Origin of the sequence: Haliscomenobacter sp., from assembly GCF_041740695.1 — a bacterium.
In the GTDB taxonomy this organism is placed as follows: domain Bacteria; phylum Bacteroidota; class Bacteroidia; order Chitinophagales; family Saprospiraceae; genus Haliscomenobacter.
The window spans coordinates 59,334-83,821 of record NZ_JBGSLK010000132.1 but is presented as its reverse complement, the minus strand read 5'-3'; the positions used below and the strand labels follow the sequence as shown (position 1 = coordinate 83,821).

18 protein-coding genes are annotated in these 24,488 nt (G+C 46.7%); 7 read left to right on the top strand and 11 right to left on the bottom strand.

Going from position 1 to position 24,488, the window contains the following annotated elements; all coding sequences use genetic code 11:
• Nucleotides 1-98: 98 nt before the first annotated feature.
• The 3 genes from ACEW9O_RS26370 to ACEW9O_RS26360 all read right to left on the bottom strand — a co-directional run bounded on the left by ACEW9O_RS26370 (nucleotide 99) and on the right by ACEW9O_RS26360 (nucleotide 4,699).
• Nucleotides 99-1,433 carry a vanadium-dependent haloperoxidase gene (locus ACEW9O_RS26370; RefSeq protein WP_373553222.1) on the bottom strand — a complete coding sequence of 445 codons (1,335 nt, stop codon included), beginning with the start codon at nucleotides 1,431-1,433 and terminating at the stop codon, nucleotides 99-101.
• Between the two features lie 139 nt (nucleotides 1,434-1,572).
• On the bottom strand, nucleotides 1,573-3,609 hold the full coding sequence (locus ACEW9O_RS26365) for a glycoside hydrolase family 65 protein (RefSeq protein WP_373553221.1): 2,037 nt from the start codon (nucleotides 3,607-3,609) through the stop codon (nucleotides 1,573-1,575).
• Nucleotides 3,610-3,706: 97 nt separating this feature from the next.
• Nucleotides 3,707-4,699: a DUF2279 domain-containing protein gene (locus tag ACEW9O_RS26360; protein WP_373553220.1), complete on the bottom strand. Its 993-nt coding sequence runs from the start codon at nucleotides 4,697-4,699 to the stop codon at nucleotides 3,707-3,709.
• A 106-nt stretch (nucleotides 4,700-4,805) separates the two neighbouring features.
• Here ACEW9O_RS26360 and ACEW9O_RS26355 point away from each other — a divergent pair, with 106 nt between their 5' ends.
• The 3 genes from ACEW9O_RS26355 (at nucleotide 4,806) to ACEW9O_RS26345 (ending at nucleotide 8,858) form a co-directional block, all read left to right on the top strand.
• Complete coding sequence (locus ACEW9O_RS26355) at nucleotides 4,806-5,492, top strand: hypothetical protein (RefSeq protein WP_373553219.1); 687 nt, start codon at nucleotides 4,806-4,808, stop codon at nucleotides 5,490-5,492.
• 201 nt (nucleotides 5,493-5,693) lie between these two features.
• A complete protein-coding gene (locus ACEW9O_RS26350; protein ID WP_373553218.1) occupies nucleotides 5,694-6,068 on the top strand; it encodes a hypothetical protein in 375 nt (124 codons plus the stop codon).
• Between the two features lie 201 nt (nucleotides 6,069-6,269).
• Entirely contained in the window at nucleotides 6,270-8,858 is a 2,589-nt protein-coding gene (locus ACEW9O_RS26345) for a M14 family metallopeptidase (RefSeq protein WP_373553217.1), read from the top strand.
• A 112-nt stretch (nucleotides 8,859-8,970) separates the two neighbouring features.
• Here ACEW9O_RS26345 and ACEW9O_RS26340 read toward each other — a convergent pair whose 3' ends face one another.
• The 3 genes from ACEW9O_RS26340 to ACEW9O_RS26330 are packed head-to-tail and all read right to left on the bottom strand — an operon-like array spanning nucleotide 8,971 to nucleotide 13,790.
• Entirely contained in the window at nucleotides 8,971-9,549 is a 579-nt protein-coding gene (locus ACEW9O_RS26340) for an RDD family protein (RefSeq protein WP_373553216.1), read from the bottom strand.
• A 27-nt stretch (nucleotides 9,550-9,576) separates the two neighbouring features.
• Complete coding sequence (locus ACEW9O_RS26335) at nucleotides 9,577-10,914, bottom strand: SWIM zinc finger family protein (RefSeq protein ID WP_373553215.1); 1,338 nt, start codon at nucleotides 10,912-10,914, stop codon at nucleotides 9,577-9,579.
• Nucleotides 10,915-10,916: 2 nt separating this feature from the next.
• A complete protein-coding gene (locus ACEW9O_RS26330) occupies nucleotides 10,917-13,790 on the bottom strand; it encodes a DUF6493 family protein (protein ID WP_373553214.1) in 2,874 nt (957 codons plus the stop codon).
• 292 nt (nucleotides 13,791-14,082) lie between these two features.
• On the opposite strand from ACEW9O_RS26330, the gene ACEW9O_RS26325 reads away from it, so the two are divergent.
• Entirely contained in the window at nucleotides 14,083-15,966 is a 1,884-nt protein-coding gene (locus tag ACEW9O_RS26325; protein ID WP_373553213.1) for a helix-turn-helix domain-containing protein, read from the top strand.
• Here the strand turns inward: ACEW9O_RS26325 and ACEW9O_RS26320 are convergent.
• The 4 genes from ACEW9O_RS26320 to ACEW9O_RS26305 form a co-directional block, all read right to left on the bottom strand.
• Complete coding sequence (locus tag ACEW9O_RS26320) at nucleotides 15,963-16,283, bottom strand: hypothetical protein (protein WP_373553212.1); 321 nt, start codon at nucleotides 16,281-16,283, stop codon at nucleotides 15,963-15,965. The genes ACEW9O_RS26325 and ACEW9O_RS26320 overlap by 4 nt on opposite strands.
• A gap of 266 nt (nucleotides 16,284-16,549) precedes the next feature.
• Complete coding sequence (locus ACEW9O_RS26315; protein WP_373553211.1) at nucleotides 16,550-17,281, bottom strand: DUF1080 domain-containing protein; 732 nt, start codon at nucleotides 17,279-17,281, stop codon at nucleotides 16,550-16,552.
• Nucleotides 17,282-17,398: 117 nt separating this feature from the next.
• A complete protein-coding gene (locus tag ACEW9O_RS26310; protein WP_373553210.1) occupies nucleotides 17,399-18,340 on the bottom strand; it encodes a hypothetical protein in 942 nt (313 codons plus the stop codon).
• 259 nt (nucleotides 18,341-18,599) lie between these two features.
• Complete coding sequence (locus ACEW9O_RS26305) at nucleotides 18,600-18,716, bottom strand: LuxR C-terminal-related transcriptional regulator (RefSeq protein WP_373553209.1); 117 nt, start codon at nucleotides 18,714-18,716, stop codon at nucleotides 18,600-18,602.
• Nucleotides 18,717-18,908: 192 nt separating this feature from the next.
• Here ACEW9O_RS26305 and ACEW9O_RS26300 point away from each other — a divergent pair, with 192 nt between their 5' ends.
• From ACEW9O_RS26300 to ACEW9O_RS26290, 3 genes are all read left to right on the top strand, one after another.
• Nucleotides 18,909-20,363 carry a DUF5723 family protein gene (locus ACEW9O_RS26300; protein ID WP_373553208.1) on the top strand — a complete coding sequence of 485 codons (1,455 nt, stop codon included), beginning with the start codon at nucleotides 18,909-18,911 and terminating at the stop codon, nucleotides 20,361-20,363.
• Nucleotides 20,364-20,453: 90 nt separating this feature from the next.
• Complete coding sequence (locus tag ACEW9O_RS26295) at nucleotides 20,454-21,959, top strand: sensor histidine kinase (RefSeq protein WP_373553207.1); 1,506 nt, start codon at nucleotides 20,454-20,456, stop codon at nucleotides 21,957-21,959.
• A gap of 5 nt (nucleotides 21,960-21,964) precedes the next feature.
• Nucleotides 21,965-22,654 carry a LytR/AlgR family response regulator transcription factor gene (locus tag ACEW9O_RS26290; protein ID WP_373553206.1) on the top strand — a complete coding sequence of 230 codons (690 nt, stop codon included), beginning with the start codon at nucleotides 21,965-21,967 and terminating at the stop codon, nucleotides 22,652-22,654.
• A gap of 18 nt (nucleotides 22,655-22,672) precedes the next feature.
• Here the strand turns inward: ACEW9O_RS26290 and ACEW9O_RS26285 are convergent, their stop codons facing one another.
• Nucleotides 22,673-24,163: a hypothetical protein gene (locus tag ACEW9O_RS26285; RefSeq protein ID WP_373553205.1), complete on the bottom strand. Its 1,491-nt coding sequence runs from the start codon at nucleotides 24,161-24,163 to the stop codon at nucleotides 22,673-22,675.
• Nucleotides 24,164-24,488: the final 325 nt, after the last annotated feature.

The following is a 24,488-nucleotide window of genomic DNA, read 5'->3' as shown; positions in this document are numbered from 1 at the left end:
GTGATGAATGATTAGTGATGAATTTTGTCTTTTCATTCCTTCCAAATGTACGGCATAATTTAAAATTCATCACTAATCACTCATTACTCATCATTAAATTACTCTTTCCTCCTTGTCCGAATTTTTTGTTGAATCCAGATGGCTACCTGTTTTCCTTCTTCCATACCCAAATCCAGCGCTGGCAAAAAGTGAATCCCTCCGTACAAGCGGCTGATGCTGGCCTCATTGGATGCGTCGATAAAAGACGCAAATCTCCGGGCGGTCCGGCCATATTCAACGTTGGTTGTATCGTGGAAAGCAAAGTTGTCGCCAAAGACGTAAGTCAACCCCTCGGAAGATGCCCGCGAAACCACACTATGTCCGCTGGTGTGTTCCGGGAATGCAGGTGTTTGTAAGAATGGTCGCCAATCCTGATTGATGTACTTGTTGATGTAAGTTTCGGGGCGCACCAGATTGTAGAAGTATTTGGCGTGCCAACAACTAATAAATCCATCCAATAGGCCTACTGCTGTATACAAATAAGCTTCCGAAGATTTGACGTAATCCGCTTTTTCCATGCGTGAAGCCAACATCGCAATGTTCATCCAATGGCCGCCTGGAGTCACTTTTTTGTCGGCAAACATAACGTGACCGGCATGGTGAGAAACAAAGGGGTTATCATCCCAGAAATAAGCAATTTCCTCCCGTTCTGGCCGGTTGTCTGCATCCAGGGAATGGTAAACGACTTCCACCATCTTGCGAAATGCACTGCCCTTGGCTGTATCAAATGGGGGTACAGGTGGCGGCAAAAACTGCCCTGCGGAATCCAGCGTAAAGGGACGAATTTTGCCCCAGTGGGGCTCATTGGCGTCTTTATAATCCGGAGGTGTAGGTTGCCAGCGGATTGGATCACTTTCGTCGACGGTAAACTTGGGAAAGGTCCGGGTTTCCTTGTAATTGTCCGTTTTAGTTTGTTCAATGACGGCCTGGGCTACTGCTGTTCCATAGGCGATTGAGCGATCGAAAACATCCTTCCGCATTCCGGATTTTTTCTTCCACTCTGCGTACAAATCTTCCCGGTATTCATCCATCATGTCTTCGGAAAAGGTCAATGCTTTGCCTACCGTTAGAAAAGCATGTACCCCGGCTAAAGGGAAGCAATACGTTTGTCCGGCTTCCGGTTGAGGGAGCGCGGGCAACCATTTTATTTGCCCAGCCAAAGACAAGGTGCTGGAATCATCATGACGCCCTGCCTCAAAACCCGCCAGGCAGGAATAGGCATAAATCCGGCCTGCTACCGGCGGCGAAAAAATATCGTGAATGATGATTTCATTCAATGCATAAACCGAGCGGTGTAAGTACTCGGGGTTTTCGGCTTCGGCCTGATCGTAATCTTTTTGACAGGCCAACAGTCCAAATGCAAGACTGCACAACAAAACGTAAGTATGTTTCATATTTAAGTAAGTTTCCAAGTTCCAAGTTCTAAGAGGGTTCCAGGGTTCCTGGTTCCAAAGTTCCATCCATCCGGCACTTCGGCTACGCTCAGTGACCGGATGGATGGAACTTTGGAACCAGGAACTCTGGAACCTAAATTTATTTGACCACAAAGGTCTTTTTCTCCACCCCAACCCCCTTCAAAGTCAGCGACTTCCAGGCTTTGGGTAGTTTGGTTTTTAATTGTACGATGCCTTGATCAGTGATGTCCAGGCCACCTAAACCCGCCAGGATGGCTTGTAGCATTCCCCCCGCACCGGTGGCGAAATAGGGATTGTTCCCGCCTGCTGTTTCTGCCAATACCCCAAAAGGAGGCACCTGGTTGGGTTGGTAACTTTTTTTGAACATCTGGTAGGCTTTTTCGGCATCTCCCAGGCGACCATACAAAGCAGCCAGTACCGATCCACCCATGGCTGGGCCATCCGGCGCCATTCGAGGCTCGTAGTATTGCAAATCTTTACGAATGCTGGCTTCGTCTTTTACGATGTCGAGTGGAAAAGCCAGGAGGTTTACGTCGGCCTGTTTGATCATTACGCCATCGTAAGTTGCATTTTCCTTGGTGGTCCCATCGGGGAATTTCAGGATCGGAATGTTTTGAGCAACGTGTTCCCAATCTGGATCGGGGGTCAAACCCAGTTCTTTCGCTGTTTGGGTGGCGATGCGCAAAGAGGTAATGGCCATCCCGTTCGTAAAGGCATTATTGTCGATGTTCTCTTGCCATTCGTTGGCACCGATGACGTTGTTGATGTCGTATTTGCCGGGGCCATTGCGTTCTACCCGGCTAGCCCAAAATTCGGCAGCAGCCTTGATTACTGGCCAACCTCGTTCGCGCAGCCAAAGTTTGTCCTTGGTCACCTGGTAGTATTTCCAATTGGCCCAGGCAATGTCTCCGGTGATGTGGTGCTGAAACGGCCCTGTGAGTGCCCACACGGGGGTGTCTTCTGAGCCATCCGCACTGGATTCCCAGGGGTACATGGCCCCTTTGTATCCATGCGAAAAAGCATTGCGTTTGGCGGCTTCCAGGCGTTCAAAGCGGTAATCGAGTAAAGAACGAGCAATACTGGGTTGCAACATCAGCATGGGTGGATACATCCACAATTCGGTGTCCCAAAAGACGTGTCCATTGTAGCCCAAACCCGACAAACCCATCGGCGAAAGGCTGTAAGCAGTACCCTCCCGGGCAAAGGAATAGAGGTGATACACCGCAAAGCGCACGGCCCGTTGGGATTCCAGGTCGCCTTCGATGATGATGTCGCTTTCCCAAAGTTTGGCCCATTCGGCCTCGTGGCGTTTCAACAAACGGGAGGTGCCTTCCAGTTTAGCAAAAATGGTGAGGCGCTCGGCTTCGTTTTGAGGATCCTGAAAATGGGCAGAGGAAACGGCTGAACCGACCAGAGCAAAACGGTAAGTTTCGCCTGCTTTGAGTTTTTTGGAAAACTTGGCCAGGTGCATGTTGTAATCCCAATCCTCGTGGATGATCCGAGGTTCTTGTCCATGTGCTTCTTCAAAAACAAAGCTGGTGGAAGCCGCCACTTTGAGTTTGCCACTCGGACTATTTGCCACTGAAGTCATCAAAGGAATCGTGACGTGAGGTCGATCAATCTCGCTGTAGTAATTGCGTACATCGCTGAGGTGATCGGGCGCTTCAATGACACTCATGGGCGTAATAGTGACGTCTTTTTTGGCCCGGAATTCCACGACGCTCATGGCGGTAAAGGGCAAGTGACGCAATGACATCAAGGTGTGTTTGACACTCAGTTTGTCGCCCACTTCAAAAGTAGTGCTCAACTCCGCCTTCTGCATGTCCAATGTTTGTTGGTAATTGCTGATGTCGGCTCGGCCCATCCGGCGGCCATCCACATCGAGGTTCATGTTGATGTGGTTGAAGGTTTTGAGGATGTTGGACACCCGGCCTCGTTGGTAATAATCGTAGACTCCATTGAGTACCACGTCTTTGACGCGCATGGGCTCGGGGGAAGAGACCAAGCCAACCATGCCGTTGGCGACGGTCACACCAAAATATTTGCTTGGATCAATGTCCCTGGCTTGAACGTGCCAAGGCGAATCGGCCAGGTTTTGCGCTTTGGTTAAATGACCAAGTGCAGTGCAGAATAAAAAAAGTGCTAATCGTTTCATTGTTTCACATTATTGGCCCCAGAAAAAATTTATTGGGCTAAAATTTGGGAATCAGCAAAACTAAAATAAATCATCCAGCTACTGAGGGTAATTTTTATCACCAATAAAAGAAATGAAATTTTGGTTTGCCAATCGAACTCATTTCTAAGGTTGGAGCGGGTATTTTGATAAAAGATAAACCCTGAAAAACCGTACGCAACAAGGGACTGCGGGTCCGGATTCGTCGTAAATCGACATCAAAAGAGAGGTAATACTCCTTTTCACGTGGAATAGAAGTCAGTCCATAACTGTCATTGGCATCGGTATAGACGTTGCCATAAGCGCCATAGACCCCATCTGCACCAAAACCTACCGCGACATTGAGCCAGCGGGGGAAACGGCTGGTTTCAGGAAGTTTTAAAAAAGAGGAAGGATTGATCGAGGCCCAAACGGTCATACCGTTGTAGTCTTTGATGAAGGCTTCCAGGTAATTGTCGCCGTAAAGGCCATGCGCAATTTGCCGCACAGTCAAGGGTGGGCCACCATTTCTGCCAGGAATGAGTGTACTTGGGTAATTGGGCCGGGTATTCGACACTTTGAGCATCATGCGTTGTTCTTTCCACAACAACTCCTGCGCCGTAAACACCGTAGTACCAATGGTGTTGGCCAAAAAATCCATTTTGGAAAAACCCCAACCTGCCGAAAAACCGTCCATTACTTCTACCGTACCTTGCAATATAGTGCCTACCCCGGCGCCGATCCATACTGCGGGTTTGTGCTTCACCCCCGCCCAGCGCATGCCTTGAAAGGCCAGGTAACTCTCAACATAGGCAGTAACGACGTGCCCGGCTTTGTCTACTTTTTCCCATTCATCATTGTTGCCAAACTTGTCATTAAAAAAATGGAAAGGCCCCAATTCGTACTCCCGATACCAAATGGAGTACAGTCCCACCGATGTGACCCCATATGCAGCGGCCCCTCCGATGCCCAACAAACGGGCTCGTTTGGCATTAAAAGTATCGGCGGGTTCCAACCATTGCCAGGCTTTTTTTTCCTGCGAAAAACCATTGATGATGGTCAAGCAAAAAAATAGCATCAGGGTAATTCGCATGATTGTAATTTTTTGAGCACTTGTTTGCTAATTTTGGTACAAAAGTTTGTCTAGAAACGTTTGCAAGGTAAACGTCTTTTCAAAACTCATCAATACTTAACGCAGCATGAAAAAACTGATCCTGTCGCTCTGCCTTTTAGCTTGTATGAGCGTGCTCAATGCTCAATCGCCTACTTATCTGGATGTAAAAGTTAGTGAATCCCTGGAACGCCAGCCTACTTCCATGGAATACTACCTGCGGGTAAATCCCGAATTGAATGAAGAATACGACCTCGATCGCGATTTTGAAGCCCAACGCAAAGTCATGCGTTCACGCATCAAGGAAAATGAAACGCAGCTCAAGCAATTTCTGGAAACCAACAAAGTGAAATTTACCGAAAATCGGGACGAGAACTACGCCATTTCTAAAGAAGAAATGCCTTTTACTATTTTTAAAATCAAGGTCGCTAACGATGCTGAGCTCGACAAGTTGCTAATCGTGTTGCGGCAATTGACCTACGTGGAGGGCAATATTGGTGACAAAGTGTATCCTCCTGCTCAAAATGATGAAGTTCAATTGTTTGAAAAACTGTTCAACAAAGCGCGCAGCAAAGCAGAAAAGATGGCGAGCATCATGAATTGCTCCCTGGGAAAGGTCTTGGAAGTAGAAGAGCTAGATCAAAAAGACCTGGATTATTATGGCATGGTAGAAGAAGGCAGTTACGAACATGTTTATGGCATTCAACGTGGCAGCCCACTGAGTGCTACAACGGTGCTATCCATGCGCTTTCGCTTTGAAATCATCAAAAAGTAAAAACCAGTTTTCACAATTTCATACCAGCTTTTGGCCATTTGGTCACCAAAAAATGGCTTTTCATCTAGCAAGACCAATTTTAACACTTTTTCGAGCAACTCTTTTCCCTCCTTACTCGTCTTTGCTGATAAGAAGTTTACCCGACACGGCAACGCCAATTCACCCTTGGCGTTGCTCTTTTTAACATTTAAACCTGTTATTATGAAGCGTCTATTAATGTCCTTAGCGCTAGCTTTGCCTATGCTGCAACTGCTTGCTACTCCATCCATTGAGCTTGCTACTCCACCTATTGAGAATGTATTATTGAACACCAAAGTGGATGAGCGCTCACTGATTGTTCACCTTGCCAATTTGCAAAAGGAAAAAACTGTACTCACGCTGGAAAGCCTCGACAGCCGTGAAACCTTCCACGAACAAGTGATCAATGACCACAATGGTTTCAATGCCCGACTGAATTTGAATGAACTGCCCAAAGGCCGTTATGTCCTGCGCGTGAAGCAGGGCAATGGCAGTCTGCGTCAGGTGGTGGTCGTTGACCAAAATTCGATTTTGTGCTCTAAAATTGCGGCAGAATGATCAATCGAGCTTAGGTGCAGCAAGTTGTCTGTCGCCTGAGAGCGGTTTATCATCTTTATAAAGCCATCAGATTAGTTGAATCATTAAGTATTCCATGTTGCTCATTTGAGTTTTGTTATTTTTGGTTTTTAGGAGCGGTTAGTTTGTGTGCGATAAACTAGCCGCTTTTTTTCACTCTATAACATTATAACAAACCAAATTATGAGCAAAAAATGGATACTTATCCTGGGTTTGCTGTATTCATACCTGGGCTTTGCACAGGACAAACAACCCTTGTCGTATTATCTTCCACAGATCACTTACGACCCTAAAATTCCCACCCCCGAAGCCTATTTGGGGTATCAAATTGGGGAATGGCACATTAGTCACGATCAGCAATTGGCCTACATGCGCAAGTTGGCCGAGCTTTCACCCCGCTTCAAACTCACGGAGTACGCCCGCACCTACGAGGGCCGTCCCTTGGTGTACATCGCGATCACTTCTGAGCGCAATCACCAAAATCTGGCGGATTTAAAGGCCAAGCATTTGCAGGTCAGCAACCCCGCTGAATCGGACAAAGCCGACCTCAGAACCACACCGCTGGTCGTTTACCAGGGTTTTTCCATTCACGGCAATGAGTCTAGTGGGGGCAATGCCGCGCCGCTGGTAGCTTATTACTTGGCGGCAGGTCAAGGCCCGGAAATAGAAAAATTGCTCAACGATGTGATCATCATTTTTGATCCTTGTTTTAACCCCGATGGCTTCCACCGCTTCTCTACCTGGGCCAATCAACACCGCAACCGCCACCTCACCGCCGACCCTCAGGATCGGGAATACAGTGAGACCTGGCCTGGTGGGCGTTTCAACCACTACTGGTTCGACCTCAACCGTGATTGGCTCTCAGGAGCCCACCCCGAATCACGGGGGCGGGCCAAAATTTTCCATGAATGGAAGCCAAACATCCTGACCGATCACCACGAAATGGGAAGCAACTCCTCCTTCTTTTTTATGCCAGGTGTTGCTACACGCGTCAATCCGATCACTCCAAAACAAAATCAGGAATTGACCGCAAAAATTGGGCAATACCACGTCAAGTATTTGGATGAAATTGGGTCGCTGTACTATTCTCAGGAAGGTTACGACGATTTTTATTACGGCAAAGGGTCCACCTTCCCCGACGTACAGGGTTGTATCGGTATCCTGTTTGAACAAGCCAGTTCCCGTGGTCACGTCCAGGAAACTGCCAATGGCTTGCTGACCTTTGCGTTCACCATTCGCAATCAGGTACGTACCGCTTTGTCTACCCAAAAAGCAGCAGTAGAACTCAAGCAGGAATTGTTGGAGCACCAAAAAAGTTTCTTCCAATCGGCCATACAGGAAGCGCGCAACGATAGCCGCATGGGGTATGTGTTCGGTGACCCCTACGATCAGGCACGTACCGATCGGCTGGTAGAAGTTTTACGCCGTCAAGAAATTGAGGTGTACAATCTGGGTAGCAAAATCAGCGTGGAGGGCAAAAGCTTTGAGCCCAACCAGTCCTTTGTTGTGCCCATGGAGCAAAAACAATACCGCCTGGTTCGGGGTATTTTTGAAACCACCACCAGTTTTGAAGACAGTATTTTTTACGACATTTCCAGTTGGGCTTTGCCCCTGGCCTTCAATGTGCCTTATGCAGCACTGGCTAAAAAAGGCAACGCAGCCAATGTAATGGGGGCAAAAATTACTGGCTCCAAGCCCGAGCGTGCACCTACTGCCCCACCTGCTCAAAGCAGCTATGCCTACATGCTGGAATGGGAAGATTATTATGCACCGCGGGCTTTGCAGTTTTTGCAAAGCAAGGGACTGCGCACCAAGGTGGGCATGCAGCCCATCACTTTGCAAGGTAAAAAATACGATGCAGGCACCGTGATGATTCCGGTACAAAATCAAAGTGCCAGCGCAGCTGAAATCCACCAGTGGGTGTCCGAGATTGTCAAAGAACTAAATGTTCGCATCGACGCAGTTGGTACCGGTTTCACGACCGATGGCATCGATTTGGGGAGCAATAATTTCCTCACCCTGCGCCAACCCAAGGTCATGATTGTGGTAGGTGAAGGTATGGGGCCAAACACCGCAGGCGAAGCCTGGCACTTGTTGGATACCCGTTTCGACATGGTAGTATCCAAAGTGGAAGCCGACGACATTGCCCGCTCCAACCTTAGCCGTTACAACGTGATTGTGATGGGCGATGGCACTTTCCAAACGATCAGCGCGGGTGGCGTAAGCAAATTGAAAGAATGGGTCAGTGCTGGCGGTACCATCATCGGCATTCAGCGTGCGGTAACCTGGCTGAAAGGCCAAGGCATCGGCTTTACGGCCATGAAGGAATTCAAAAATGCGGATGCTGCTGCTGGTCGCCGTCCTTATGGTGAAATCGCCGATGACCTGGGGGCGCAGGAAATCCCGGGGACTATTTTTGAGGCAGAATTGGATCTGAGCCATCCGCTGGCTTTTGGTCTAAAACGCAGCAAAATGCCGGTATTCCGCGATGGCGAGGTGTTTATGGAGAAATCGAAAAATCCCTATGCTTCTCCATTGGTATACACCGCCAATCCATTGATGGCTGGTTACCTCAACCGCAAGTATGTCGACATCGTAAAAGGTACTGCTGGGATCGTGGTGAGTGGTTCCGGTTCTGGTCGGGTGATTTATATGGCCGACAATCCGAATTTCCGGGCGCATTGGTACGGAACGAATCGTTTGTTCCTGAATGCGGTATTTTTTGGAAATTTGGTGAGTGGCGCGGGGTTGGAGTCGGAGCGTAGGGAGTAAGCGCTTTGCTCCTGTATAACTAAGATGTCCCTGAAGTGTCTGGGGTTTCTTAGGTGGTGAAAAAGAAAAACATTCTCACCACCTAAGAAACCTAAGGCACCATAGAGGCACCTTAGAAATTGTAAGTTTTATTTCCCACCTTATTTGAGCCCTGCTTTACCACTTTCGTCCCCGCAATTGCATCGTAAAAGCTCAAAGTTCCTTTGGTATACAACATACTGACGAAATAAAAAAAAGCCACAACCTGCGGCACAATCAATAGTACCCACACCCAAATTGGCAGTTCCATTCCTTTCTTTGTATAAAACGCCAGCCATTGGATTCCCCAATGCGCAATTTCCCACGGCAATAATTTCAATACGGTTCGGATCAAAATTCCTCGGGTATGATTCGAGGAATCTTGAATCATTTCTACCTGTAGCCGCAAAGCGCGTTTGCCGATGGTGCCTTTTTTGGCACTTTTTTCCTGTAGAAAAAAATACAAAAACACGGGCAAGGTAAGCGTTGAAAAAGCGATCAACTGCCCGGCAGCCGGGCTGAATTCCATGGTTCCTAGTTGCTCAAAACCGAACAGCAAACCCACTAGCCCAAAGAGCAGAATGGCATAGCCAATGACGAAGCAATAATCGAGTAATGCAGCCGCGATTCGGGTGATGATGAGGTTGCTGGTTTTGGGTGTGGTGTTTGGCATTGCATTTATTTTATGGCTATTCTGAATTTATTCCCCTGCTTCTTCCATTATTCTCACTGCCAAAACGTGTTTACAAATCCCACGTTTGCCCTGGTATTTGGTGTACCAATCACAAGTACAACGCTGTTGGTCGGCTTGAATCACCACTTTGTGCTGGACCCCCGAGCCCTTGACCAGTGCCTCAATGTACCCAGAAGTGTTTTGTACAAATTGCACCTCATTGTTCTCGATCAGCTTTTTTGCGTTTTTCAAACGAGGATTCAAGCTCAAAATGCGCTCCGTTTTGAAGGGCAAGCGGCGATAAAAATGACTATTTTCCATCAAATCATAGCCCAACAAACCCATTGAGGAAAGCCCTGCCGTAAGTTGATCCATCGTACCTAAGTCAATGTCTTGCTCAATTGAAAGCATGGTTGGGCTGAAGACTTCATTGGATTTTAAAAGGGCGTTCAGGCCATAAATCCATTCTATCGGTACATTTTGGGTCAGGTTTTCCAAAGCTTTCCCCTCACCAGAGAAGCCACGATTATTGTCTGGCGAAAAGGCCATGAGTAGTTGCATTTTGCCCAATTCACAAACGAAAGCACAGGTTTCCCGATCGGCGGTTTCGTAAACCATAATGTTGTCCAACAAAGGTAAAAGACCTTCCAACAAGCGTAAACGTTGCACTCCTCCGATGCGCACACTATCCGGCGTCGCGATTGGCGCAAACATAAATTTACCCGCTCTTTTGCTGACAAAAAAATCTCCTTTAAGCACTCCTTTAGGCAGGCTCTGGAACAATTGAATCGCTTGAATTTTAGGGATTTCAAATTTCTGTTCCATGTCCGCCAGGTACAATTGGACGCTGGTTAGCCCTTTAATCCAACGGGTGGGCAGGGTGACTTTTTTTTCGACCACCTTTGCTTTGCTGGTGATCACTTGCACATCTTGTTGCCCCACGGCCAGAGTCACGCGTTCGTTTTTTTGAATGGCGTTGAGGGCATTGAGCATGGGGTCGTTGAAGTCCACATTGGTGGTTCCGCTGGCGATGAACTCACCATCAATGGCCTCGGGTTGCATATCCAGGCGGACATACACCCCGTTGCAGGAGGAAAAACCCTCAAATCGCAGGCGTTCCGCCCCTGCCGAAACGATAGGGTCGCGCAAACTGGGTGGAATGGGGCTAAAGCTACTCCGCACGACTTTGGCGATGGTGGTCCAGCATTTGGCAGTGGTGTAGGGCTCGGTGAGGTTGCCCCAAAAGAAACAGGGGATGTTGTTGGTCTCTTGTAGTTCACACTGGTGGGCCAACATTAGTTGATACAAGCCGGATGATTTTTTGATGGTTGAACCAGTGTCGTATTGATAGGTTAAGTTTTCCATGATCAGGGTTTTACGATTTGTTTAATCAGATTTTTAACAGATGGGCTGTACTGCCATTTCTTCAGAAAGTTCTGAGCTGCTTCTGTTGGCTTCTGACCCGTTTTAACTAGGATATCCAGATAGTGTTCAAGTAGTTTTTTAAAATTGAGGGGCAGTTTCTCTTCCATCTTCAAGTTGGCAAGTGCCGTATTCAGGATCATAAACAATGCAACATTGTGAATGGGCGATACGTCTTTAATCGCAGCCAGGGCATCTACGCAACGCAACAATACCCCATATTTTCCAGAGATGAGGAATGCCAGTTTTTCACCAAAAAGGCCCAAATCCAACTTCCGCTTTTCAATGAGATGAATCAAAACCTCAGTAGCCAAAAAACGGGTCTCTTTCCTCTCCTGTAAAAAACAACAGGCGAAAACCAGCATACTGGCATCAGAAAACCAAAACTCTGGTCGATCAACGATCCTTAAAAATCCTTGCATATCGCTTCGACCAAAATCACCATTCTGGCAAGATGAAATGGCTAGTCGAATAGAAAGTGGTTCAGGATTCTGCGGCATCAGGCTGTGCCAAAAAAATACACTAGCCTGATTGTACAAATGATCGCTCCAACGGTCACGGTTTTGATGAAAGGTCAAACTGTACAGCAAATTTGTGGGGGAGAATGATGCTTCCGGCATGTCGATGGCCAGTTCTTCCCAGGATTTGAGGCGTTCAATTTGGCGCGAATTGTAGTTCATCCCATCTTCCCAAGCTGCTCTAAAATAAAATTGTGGCCGGAACGCTTCAACAACAAAAGCTTCCTTTTGGAAAGGTGTTCCTACAAATTCATTAAAAGTACCCGCTGGATCATGAGTACGAGCGGCTACTGCCCACAATGCCAGTTTTTCAAAGTGATTTCCCTTAAGATTAGGCATCCATTGTTCCAAAGATTTCTCGTCATGCAAGTGAATTTTAGTCTCCAGGCCCAGGCAAAATTTCAGGAGGATTTGTAAGTGCCCTTTAATCTGTGACACCAGTGGGGTAGCTTCTTCAATGCCCTCCCGGCACATTCTGGCGATAGCGATGCTCAAATCGAGCGCATGGATGGGTTCTTTGTTTTCTTGGTAAGCAATGATTCGGCTGAGCAACACTTTGGGTTCAATCCAATAAGGCAAGTGGGTAGGTTCACACAAAAGGGAGAACTGAGACTGTTGCCGCATTTTTTCCGCCGTAATCGCCAGCAACTTTTCCATTAAATCCAATACACTTGGAACTCCATACTTATAATGTCTATCCTGATAATCAGCCTGTAGATCCGGTAGTTTGCAAAGTAAAAATCGCTTTACATCATTTTTGTAATTGATGTCAAAATAAATTTGCTCCAACTGCTTAAAGTAGGGACTCAACTGCGCTGGATAATCTTCTGGGAAAAGATGCCGCTTGCAAAGAAAAGCATGCAACAGAATTTCTGCTTCCTGAGGTTCGTTGGAGTTGATACATTTACCTACTTGAAACAGAATATCATTCCAGGTAACGGGTAGTTGGATGGCTTGGGTAAGCAGTTTTTCTTTGAGTGGTTGATACTGATAAATTATGCGTTCAGGTTCAGCTTGAATCGTCTTTTCAACATCCAACCAGGGTGCCAGCGCCTTCTTTATATTTCCCTGAAATTGAGGCACGTAAGCATTTATTCTTTCCTTCAGACTGGAGCTATCGAAAACACTCAGTTTTTGCAAGGCTGCTGCCGCACGTTCTTGTAGGAGCATTTCTGGAATGCTCAAAACATCTGCGACAATTGCTGCGATGCTCCCCCGAAAATCCGGATTTAACTTGGCTATTTTCTCCAACAGCGGCAGCACGCTTTTAATTACCTTTTTGGCTTCAGCCCTCAGCATCAAGGGGCTAATCCATTCCAAGAAGGAAGGAAGATCAAAGCCTGAATGGGTATACATTTTTTTGCATAAATCCAGGCCGAAGGCAGGCACAGGTACCGGGTTTGCTTGAAAAAAAGAAAAAACAAGTTCCTGACATTCGATGAGTTCTTCCGTCTCAAGTTTGATTTCCTCTAGGCGTTTTCGATAAAAAGTTTTTAGGTCATTGTTCCATTCTTTGGTCTGTATCCGCAAAGCATTTTCGATAAAAAAATGCCGATTCATCTTGTTTTCACTCAACAACCTTTGGTAGAGGTACTCCCAGATTGGAAAAGATATATAATTGCTGCCCGTATCTGATTTGTACCTGACCGTAGTAGCATATAAAAAGGTCTCATAATTAAAAAGCTCGGGAATGTCTCGTTGCCAGGTAATAGAGTCTTCCAATGAGTAATCGAGTACCGCAACAACATCTTTTTCCAAAATTTCTACCCTGTAGTCCCAACGATCATAAAGGCTAAGGCTGCGGGCAAACATGGCGGGCTGATAGCTTATTAGACCTAGTTGCTCCAGGGTTCTCAATACACTATATCCGAGTACATTCAAACCTCTACCACGGAATCGCTGCAAAATGTAGGGTTCAATCCACTTGGGTTTGGCCCATTCAATTAATTCAACATACAGTTTGGATTGATTGATGCGCTGTAAAAAATCAAAGGGCTCGTGCCAACGTTGGATGTCTTTTTTGTTTAATAAGGCGATGGCGCTCAAAATAATCAGCTCAACTTGTTGATCATCACCTCTTCTGCCTCCGTAATAGGGCACATGGCCTCCCGGAAAATCTGGTTTTGGGGCTAAATTTGTATAGTCTACCCAATAAGCTTTCGCATCAATAATGTGCTGTCGCAAAGCTACTTCATGCCCTTTTGATTTTTCCTTCAAAAAAGGCAGTAAGCCATCCAGGTTTCTGGTTTTGATAAGTTGGTCATATTCGGCTAAAATATCTTGTACGGCGAGGTCATCCATTATAATTTACTTTTTACGTGTAACCGTTATTGTAAAACAATTTGAGTTACAAATATAGATCCAATATCTTCAAAAAACGTTCCCCTTTCTCCAAAAAAATTTCACTTAAACATCTTCTTTATGCAGCAACAAAGGATTGGCAGATTTTGTTAGATAAAGTTTTACAAAAGTCAAACATTGCTATTTTTTAAAAAGCAAGCTTAAGTTTTATTGGCAGAGTCAGGGTTGAATACACATCCATTGGTGTCATTTTCCCAACAATTCACTACCTTTAAACGCAACAGTCCCAACTATGAAAAGAGCAGGCTTCCTAACCCTCCTATTGCTGAGTTGTAGCGCTTTTGCGTTGGGCAAAATCCGCCTTGAGGTGAGGGTTATTGCTCCCCTGCCCTTGCCGGAGTCCGGGTTGTATTTGGCGACAAGTTTCAACAATTGGAATCCGGGTGATCCTGCCTTTAAACTCACCCGGAAAGGATCAGATTTGTATTACATCGAACTGGATCAGGAATTGCAGCACTTTGAGTACAAACTCACCCAGGGCAGTTGGGCTTATGTGGAAAGTGATTCGACTGGTACATTTATCCCCAGTCGCAAATACGATTTTTCGCCGCAGCAACAGCTTGTGCAAATTGAAATTGTGGGTTGGGAAAAACGGGCCTTTTACCAAATGGTCATCAAACAAATTCCCTCCAATACTCCCCACGATGCTACACTATACCTCGCCGGAAATTTCAACAACTGGAATTCCCGCGACGAAGCGCACCGCTTATACCGCCAGGCCAACGGCACTTACCGGGTCAATTTTTCCACCGAACTGGAGCGCATCGAATTCAAATTTACCCGTGGCACCTGGGCTTCGGTAGAAGGCCAAGAAAATGGGCGCATGCGGCCCAACCGGGTTTTGTTCCGCAGTCAAATCAAAGCCAATCAGCCTCTCGAGTTTGAAATTGCGACCTGGGAAGACTTATCGGGCTCGGGTAATTTGTTGGCTTTTGCCTGGTACGACATCATCATTTTGTTTGCCGCATTGCAGGGCTTTTTGCTAGTTTTGGCCATCCCCACCATTCAGGATTTCAACCGCAAAGCCAATCGCTGGCTGGTCTTTTTGCTGTTTTTTGTTTCCTCCATCCTCTTGATCCGCACACTCGGCAATCAGCGGGACATTGCGCAAATTTTTCCTTTTTTGCAGTTTGTGCCCGACTTTTTGTTGCTGGCTTATCCTCCGGCTTTTTATTTGTATGTGCGGCGGCTGTTGTTCCAAAGCGACCAGTTTTCAGCCCGGGTATTGCTGCATTTTATTCCTAGTGCGCTGCAAATTTTTGCCTATACTCCTTTCTTTTTGGCTGAAGTGGCCGCCCTCAAAGTCGACGTGGTAAGTCACGATGCTCAAGGCTGGTGGGCCGTGAACGCAGTGGCGGTTTTTGGCTGGTTCTCCAATGTTTTTTACACCTACTTGAGCCTCCATGCCATTCAAGGATACCGTAAACAATCCCAACGCAGTTATTCTTTTGAGGAAAACCTGCATTTTTTGCTGACGGTATTGATCATTATGGGCGTCTGTTTGTTGCTTTGGGCTTTCACTTTGGTCGTTGCCGGTATTGGTTTCCTCAATCACCACGAGATTTGGCTGTTTACGGAAAAAAGTGCCGACATGATCTGGTTGATTTTTTCCATCATTCCTCACCTCTTAGGCTATTTTGCCATTCACCAGCCAGAAATTTTCAAGGTCGCACAGCCCGTTTCCCTATTCAACACCATTCCTGAAATTCCAATAGAAGAAGTAAAAGCCGGACACCTGAGTGACAAGAAGAGTGAAGAGCTGAGTGATGAAAATTTGCAACGCCTCAAGCAACAGGTGGAGGCCTACATGACTCAGCACAAGCCCTTTACAAACCCAAAATTGACGCTCAACGAATTGGCCAGTATGCTCAAAATGCCGCCTTATTTGTTGTCTAAAGTGATCAATGAGGGCTACGACGTCAACTTCTTCGATTTCATCAACACCTACCGGATTGAAGAATTCAAACGGCGCATGGAAGATCCCCATTTCCAGCACTATACTCTATTGAGCATTGCTTTTGAGGTAGGTTTTAACTCCAAAACGGCGTTCAACCGTTCTTTTAAAAAAATCACGAATCAGTCACCAAGTGAGTTTTTCCAATCAGTGAAGGTTTAACCTCCGCCACAACCTCCACCGCCGCAACCGCTGCCGCCACTGCCGCCGCTACCACTACAGCCTCCACTACCACACCCACCGAAAGAGTCACTCACGCCCGCAAATGCACCACAACCAGCGGCCATTTCTGCATCGTCACCTTCGCCTGGGCGTCGTCGGTTGAACAATCGGCCCAAGGGTTCATAGGCGCTGGTTAGTTCGTTCAACCAGGATTCGGTATACGTTTCGCCAGCCAGGGTCTGCTCTAAATTGCCAATCAACAAGAGCCCCGAACCGAGTAAAGAGGGCACAAGGGGCACCAAGTGAAGCGTCGTCAACGTCTAACTTTGTGTTCTTTGTGCCCCTTTGTGTTTTCTTTGTGAAAATGTGCCGCTTTGGTGGTTAGACAGTGGGGGCAATGGAAGGTGGCAGGCAGGTTGAATTTTTTTGTGGAAATAAAAATGGCACCCAAAATGAATTGGATGCCATTCGTTGGGGCAATCCCTTGCGGTTGCCCTCGCGCGCAAGCCCTTGCGGTTGCCCATCAATATACCAATGCGATTTTAAAAAATCCCGTTGTAGGGGTAACCACGTAGGGTTACCCCTACAGTTCGCGGACCCACACGTTGCGGAAACTGGTGGGATTGCCATGGTCTTGCAATTCCAGCGGCCCTTTGCCGTGTGCGACGTTTTTGGGCATACCGATGTATTCGGTAGTGCCTCGGATTTCGGTGTGGTTTTGCACCAGGATACCATTTTGGAACACGGTAATGTACGCCGGGCTAATTTTGATGCCATCCGCGTTGAAGCGAGGGGCCATGTAGATGACGTCGTACACTTGCCATTCCCCCGGAGGCAAACAGGCGTTTACCAGTGGCATCGATTGTTTGTAGATAGAAGCAGCCTGGCCATTGGAGTAAGTGCGGTTATTGTAGCTGTCCAACACCTGCAGCTCGTATCGGCCTTGCAAAAAGACCCCGCTGTTGCCACGCCCCTGACCATTGCCTTCTACTACTGAAGGTGGACGAAATTCGATGTGCAATTGAATGTCGCCGAATTCTTTTTTGGTGCGAATCCCTCCAGTGCCTTTGACTACGGTCATGGCGCTGCCATCTGCTTTCCAGCCAGCTGGTTTGCCGCCCGCAGCCGCGACCCATTCATCCAGGTTTTTACCATCAAAAAGTATGATGGCATCCGAAGGTGCTTTGGCGGTGCCCCCGGGCGTAACTATGCGGGGTTCTGGTTCCCACACTTCGGTCATCTCAGGTTTAACCTGTTGGTTTGGAGCAATTTGAGCCAGTGCCACTACACTCAGCCCTAGAAAGCAAACTAGCATTGAAAAAAGTCTGATCATTGTTCTTGTTTTTTGAGTTCTACAACGTTTGTTTATAATCTGGCTGCTAGATTAACAAAAATCCTGTACACCTGCAAAAAGAACTGCTGTAAGCGACGATTATGCAATCCTTTTGCCATTGTACCACAGGGAGGGAATCTCGCGGCTGGCTTTGGTGACTTTTAACTTGGCCAGTTTAAAAATGCTTTCTAAAGGGTTGTTGCTCATCAACAAATAGTACAAATCTCTTGAAAATTGAATGGCATCTTCATCCCCAATTTTTCGCAACATACCAATTACAGGAATCCCTAAGTCTGAGATGACTTTAGCTTGACTGAAAGACCAGCAAGAACACAAAACCACACATTTTACGCCCACTTCCTTAAATAGTTGGAATATTTCTATCAAATCTTCATTTTCGACCCGGTAAGTTTTATTCGACCCTGGGTCGATCATCGCCAAGCTTCCATCCTTGCCATGCCCTGAAAAATGTACAATTTGAGGCTTCTGAAAAGCAACCATACTGATCATACTACCTCGATCAATATGTGGACAAACGACCACTTCTAACTCTTTGCCTTGTGCATCTACCAATACCTGCTTGGACTCCCGATCCACCGCCAAATTTTGCTGATCAGCAGGATTGGCGGTCAAAAAAAGGATTTTGGTTTGCCCATTTGCCCCTTTGGGTACACCGAGGCTTTCCAATAAGGGCTCAATGGCAGGAATTTCGACGGGTTCGGACTGGTCGCCAAAACCATCGTCAGTATCTCGCTCGGTAGGATTGTTTGAGCGCTCTTCTGTTACTTCAATTGGTTCCGGCTCCACTTCTTTTATACCCGCATCATCATAAATAGACAGAATCGCTCCCCGGATTCTGGCTCTTTCAATATCAGCGTTATCCCTTGAAATTGTACCGCCACGTTCCTGTCTTTCCAGGCCATTGAGCCGAGATTGCTGGAGAATTACATCGTTTTGCAGGTAATCGGGCACCTCCTTTTCGAGGGCTTTCAGGGCTTCTTTTAATCTTGAATCTTGAATGAGGCTTTTGATTGTAGGCATAGTTTAGTGCTTTGGTGCTGGATGCTTGGTAGTTTTTGGTTCGAGGCGGCCAAATTCTCCGCGTTAAAAAAACGCAGAAAATCTTTCACCTGCAAGGGTGTTTTTTGATCTACCGCAAAAAACTGCTGCGCTGGATTGTAAAGATACAAAGGAAACAAGCAGCGGAGCTGCTTACTGCGTAATGTAAGTCAATCGCCAATCAGCCCACGTTTGATGGCAATCCGCACTGCTTCCGCAATGTTGTGCGCTTCGAGTTTGGCTAAGATGTTTTGCGGTGGGTATCTACCGTGTTGACGCTGATGTACAACTCTGCGGAGATTAATTCGCTGGTTTTGCCATGGGCCATCAAACCCAGGATTTCCTGTTCTCGTTGCAACAATAAACTTTGAGGAGGATGCTGGGCAAAATGGGTGCCCGATTTGGCATCAGGAGGTGAGTTTTTGGGTAATTATTCGTATTTAAAAAAAATCATTATTTTCATCCTTTGGGTCTCACCAAAATTAATGAGGTGTACCAAAGAAAAGAAACCCCACACATTCAGCGTTCAACTCAAAACGAAGCATCAAATATGAAAAACCTGCAAATATTGCTGTTGCCCCTATGTATTCTGGCAGCAATATCCAGTTCGGGCCAGGAAGCCCTCGGTTTGCGCTTGCAACAATTCAGCGGCATCAACAGTACCTTGCTCAACCCGGCTCTCGGCGCCTTGTACCACAAAAAATGGGACTTGAACCTGGTTGAAACCGTCAACTCGGTGAGCAACAACTACGCCTTTTTGGAAAACTCCAAAGCGGGTGAGTTCAGTCGATACCGCAGCATCCAGAACATTTACAGCCGACCGGATATACCAGCTGATCGAACTCCCGGGCCAAATAGCCTGGTTTTGGACTATTACACCCGCAACAGTCCTTATTATGGTGATGTGACAGTAAATGTCTTGGGGCCTTCTTTTTTGGTTCGACTGGGCAAACATGGCATTGGCTTCACTACCCGTGCACGGATGGAGATGGAAACCATTTTCCCTACCGATTTGGGGTATTATACCTACATCAATAACAAAGGCAAGGTCAACATGACTCCCTCCCACGTCAATGGAATGGCCTGGCGAGAATTGGGGCTGCATTACGATTACAGCATTGGTTCAGCGGATGACCGTCGACTTGCCCTGGGTTTTAACCTGCGGTACCTGCAAGGTTATGAAGGACTCACGATCTACAATGAGCAATTCAGTTATCAACAAATCAGTACGGATAGTTTTGAAGTGAGCCCGGGTGCGGCTACATTGGCTTTTACCAGGGGTAACCTGGGCACTGATGCTGATACCCCTTACAAGCTGCAACAACAAGGCAAAGGCTGGGGCCTCGATCTGGGTTTGGTTTACGAATACGTGGGAGAGCGCTGGAATTGTAATGTGGGCTTGGCTATCAATGACATTGGCGGAATCCGTTTTCGCGACAGCGCTCAATTGTACCAGTTTCGCAACTCAACCACCCTCCTTTTTGATACCGACCCTTACACCAGTTGGACTGGCGCAGCCGACTTGCCCAACAAAGCTGCCCAACTGAGTGAATTGCTCACAGGTGACCCCCAGGCGGCTTTGGTTGATTCCTCCTTCAGCATGGGATTGCCGACCAATCTGGTTTTGCAAGCCGGTTTTTACAAAACAGAAGGACTGCGCTTTTTTGCTGTGTATCAACAGCCATTGGCATTTCGCGACAATCAATTGCACAAAGCCAGCACCCTCTCGGTAGTAAGTGGCTGGGAAAACAATTGGGTGGGAGCCTACCTGCCACTGAGCTTGTATCGTTGGCAGCGCTTGCGCTTGGGCGCTGCAATTCGCCTGGCTTTTTTGACCATTGGTACAGATAACCTTATTCCTTGGGTGACCCGAGGTAATCTCTCCGAAGCGGGTTTTTATGCGGCTTTGAAAATCAGTCCCTGGCCGAAAAACTGGTTCAATGGAGATAAAGCGCGGGGTGGGAAACAAAAAAGTGGGCGCGGGATGGATTGTTATGATTTTTAGATATGCCAGCGATTTTATCCCAAAAAGTGCTTGATTCAGCCCATTTCTCGAACGCAATGGGCTGAATCCCTACTTTTACAAAAAAAAGCAATGGCGGCAATAGAAAAGCGCAATTGGGGACTGGGGTTTCTGCTAAGTATTGTATTGGCGGCAGGAATGATCGTCAACAGCTATGTAGAATATGTAGATGCACAAATACAGTGTTATGATTGTTTTGGGGAGTATGATTTTTTAGAAAATGACCTGTTTGCAACCCTGGTATTTTGGCTGGGTGGGATAGTGGCAGGTCTGCTATTTCATCATTATGTTACGCCGGCCATAGTGCGCCCAAGTTCGCGCCACAGGTTTGGTTTCCTGGCGGCATTTGCTGCTCTTCTGGGATTGCTGTTGATTGTAGCTGCTGCTGCTGCGTATGGGTATACTAATATCGATTTATGGAGAAACGATGGTCAAGATGGCCCGGAGGCCAGGCCTTATTTTAGCCTGCTGCATCTGGTGCAGGATAGTTTGAAATTATTCATAATCATTGTGCTCTATGAAGCTTTGAATGAGTTGTATTATTTTTTAATCGCTCGGGCCAAAGAAAACCGTAGCCTCGTTCTTAAAGCACTGGCTGAGTTCTTGCTCTTTTCAGCCATATTATTTTTGCTAAGCTATGCTACCATGTTGAGTTTCGAGGTCATGACAGGCAATGACTACTACGAAAATCGTTTTATCCAATTGCGTTTTTGGGTTGTACCAATCGTGGTTTTACACCTGCATTGGTTTTATCGTTGTATTGCAATCATTAAAAATGGATTTACGGAGCAGAATCGGGTCAACTTTTTGGAGCCACTGGTTACCACAGCCTTGGTCATTGTGTATTTACTGATCTTTTTCGATGATACTTCGAACAAAACATGGTTGCTTCATTTTTTAGTTGTTCATGCATTAGGCATTGGCAGCGCTTATTTGAGATCGGTTTTGATCAATGAAAAACGCAGCTTTCTAACCGAAGTTTCCCAAACTTCCGCCGAACTAGGCGCCCTCCGCGCCCAAATCAACCCGCACTTTTTGTTCAATGCACTCAATACCCTTTATGCCATAGCGATGAAGGAAAACAGTGAGAAAACTGCCGATGGTATCCAAAAGCTGGGAGACATGATGCGTTTCATGTTGCAGGAAAACCACCAAAATCGCATCCCCCTGGCCAAAGAGATTGAATACCTGCACAACCTGATCGACATCCAGCAATTGCGCTTGGACGACAACCAACAAATTGACCTCAAGATTAATTTACAAAACCCAGACCGGGAGGTTTTTATCGCACCCATGCTGCTCAATCCACTTGTGGAAAACGCCTTCAAACACGGCATTAGCTTTCGCAATGCTTCCTGGATCTACATCACCCTGACCCATGATCCCGAACATATTTTTTTCAAAGTACACAACAGCTACCACCCTAAAAACGAACTGGACCCTGAAAAAGACAGCCACGGCATTGGCCTGGACAATGTGCGCAAACGCCTGGAATTGTTGTACCCGGACAAACACGAATTCAGCATCCAGGTCTCTGAGCATGATTATTTTGTATCTTTAATCCTCACCATTGTGTAGCTGCTATGAAGTTAAGCGCCATTGCCATCGACGACGAACCCAAAGCCCTGGAGGTTGTACAAATGCACGCGGCCAAGGTACCTTTTTTGGACCTGCGCGCCAGTTTTATTGACGCTTTTGAAGCCTTGCCTTTTTTGCGGCAAAACAAGGTTGATCTGCTTTTTTTGGACATCAAAATGCCGGATATCTCTGGGATAGAGTTTGCGCAAATTCTGAAAAATGGCCCCTTGGTGGTGTTTACCACGGCCTATAGTGAATACGCAGTGCAGGGTTTTGACCTGGATGCCGTGGATTACCTGCTTAAACCTTTTTCGCTGGCACGGTTTACGAAAGCTTGTAACAAAGCCCTGGAAATGCAAAATGTACGTGGTGTTGAAGCGCAAGATTTCATTTTTCTCAAAACAGGTTATGAAGAGGAAAAAGTTTACCTCAAAGACATCCTGTACATCGAAGCAGCCGGGAATTACATGACTTATGTGCTGAAGGAACGTAAATTGATGTGCCGACAAAACGTGCCAGAGGCCTTACATACCTTGCCTGAGCAGGATTTCGTGCGGGTGCATCGCTCCTTCATTGTGGGCGTGCAACATGTGGGTAAAATTGCGCGGCAACAGGTATGGGTGAATGGGGTGGAGATTCCGGTGGGGGCTTCGTATGAGGATGGGGTAGCTCGGATTCGGGAGGTTTTGAGTTAGGCTTATTTTTTCTACCTGCTATTTATGCCCTTTCGCTTCCCGCCGCATTCTTTCCACAATCGGCTCACCCGTCAAATGCAGCGCCACCCAGCCCCGCAATAGCGTCGCAATTTCCAATAAACTATGGTTGCTGTCGGCCAAATACTGTTCCATCTTTTGCCAGATGGGACGTTTCTCGCGCTCCGGAGCCCGATTCAGGGTACGCAGAAATCCCAGAATGGTTTGCTCAAAATCTTCTAAAAAGCTGATTTCCTGTTTTTCCAATAAGCGATCGCTGGAGCGCAGGGCGTTTTCAAAATCGTCGTGTTGCAGTTCGTACATGGCCATTACCCGCAATAGCCCAGCAATCACCCGGGCATCTTGACGGTCTTTCACCTGGTGTTGACGAACAAGTAATTCACAGGATTCCAGGCATTTCTGATAAGTACCTGCAATGAATTGCAAGAGCGCCAAATTGATGTAAAAGTGAAACTGACCAGAAATGGTGATGTCGAAACGTTGAATACCAGCCCGGATTTTTTCGGCCATTTGATCCAGCCCTTCAATGTTGCCAGTGTTGGTGCGCAGCAGTAGATCAGTACCTACACTTTTGCGAAACCACCAGGCTTCCTCGTTGACAGATTGGGGCTTGTATTGCTCCAATTGTTGTTGGAGTGTAGTGGCCTCGGGGTAGTCTTTTTGCTGAATGGCCAGGGTGAGGTGGTTGGCCAAATCGTTGATGTAGGAAAAAGGCTCTTCCTCCCGAAGTACAGGGAATTCCTTCCACAGCGCCATCCCCTTTTTTCCTTCGGCATAGGCTTGGGTGATTTCGCCCAGGTAATAAAACAAGACTACCCGGATTTGAAAACAGGCCAATTGAGCCCGAATCCCTTTGGGCGTACTTTTTTCATCCAATAAATCTGCAAATTGGCTGCGCAGGCGTTCCGTGTCGGCACGATTTTCACTGCGCATCACCCGATTGGTTTCTACGATGACCTTGTCGCTGTTGCTCAGGGCCCAAAATTCCTCCTGCATTTGGGCTTCCAAAAAACGTTGGGCCTCAGTAAGAGCGAGTAAGATTGTTTCTTTGCCTTGGGTAAAGGTTCGGCGCAGCAACTTGCGGTATTCTCGATTGATTTCCAACAAGGACAAGGTATCTCTGGCAGATTCAGCCATCTGTTTGGCTTCACCCAGACAATATTCGGCCTGCTCGGGCAGCCCAACATCCAGCAAATAACGAGCGTCAATGATTTTGTCCTTGATTTGACTGTACAAAAATCGCTTGCTGCGGTAAGCACGCATGCTGCGCAAGATCGCGTCGTAAAGGTAGGCGCGGGTGTCGGCAAGGCGTTTGTCGAATACTTTCCGCAATTTGGCCTCATCCAGTTCCTCCATTTTATTGAGCAACTCAAACAGGTCTACATAGTCAGCCTGGACTTTTTCTCCACTGAGCTTTTTAGAGTTGACTTTAAAATAGCGCTTTTCCGCGGGCGCCATCGCCTGGATTAAACTGAACAAATCGTCTTTCATACCCTGTGTGGACGTTTTTTGGGAGAAAAATCATTTTTTTAATTTTTTTTCTCCTCTTCTGAAACTCGAAACGAAAAACTAAGACTTTCGGGTGAAAAAATAAAAGATACGAAGAAAATAAAGTCGAAAAATATTAAAAATGAAGGGTTTGTGATTTACAGAGCCAGTTTTGATTTGCTAAAATAGCGCGATTATAAGTGATTTTTTGCCAGTCTGAATTCCGATTTTGGGCCACTGGGTGGTTTTCCTGGGCAGCACTTTAGGAATACCTTTGAATCGTGATCAAAAAGCAAGATGCACGAACATACTATGAGAAATCACTAAA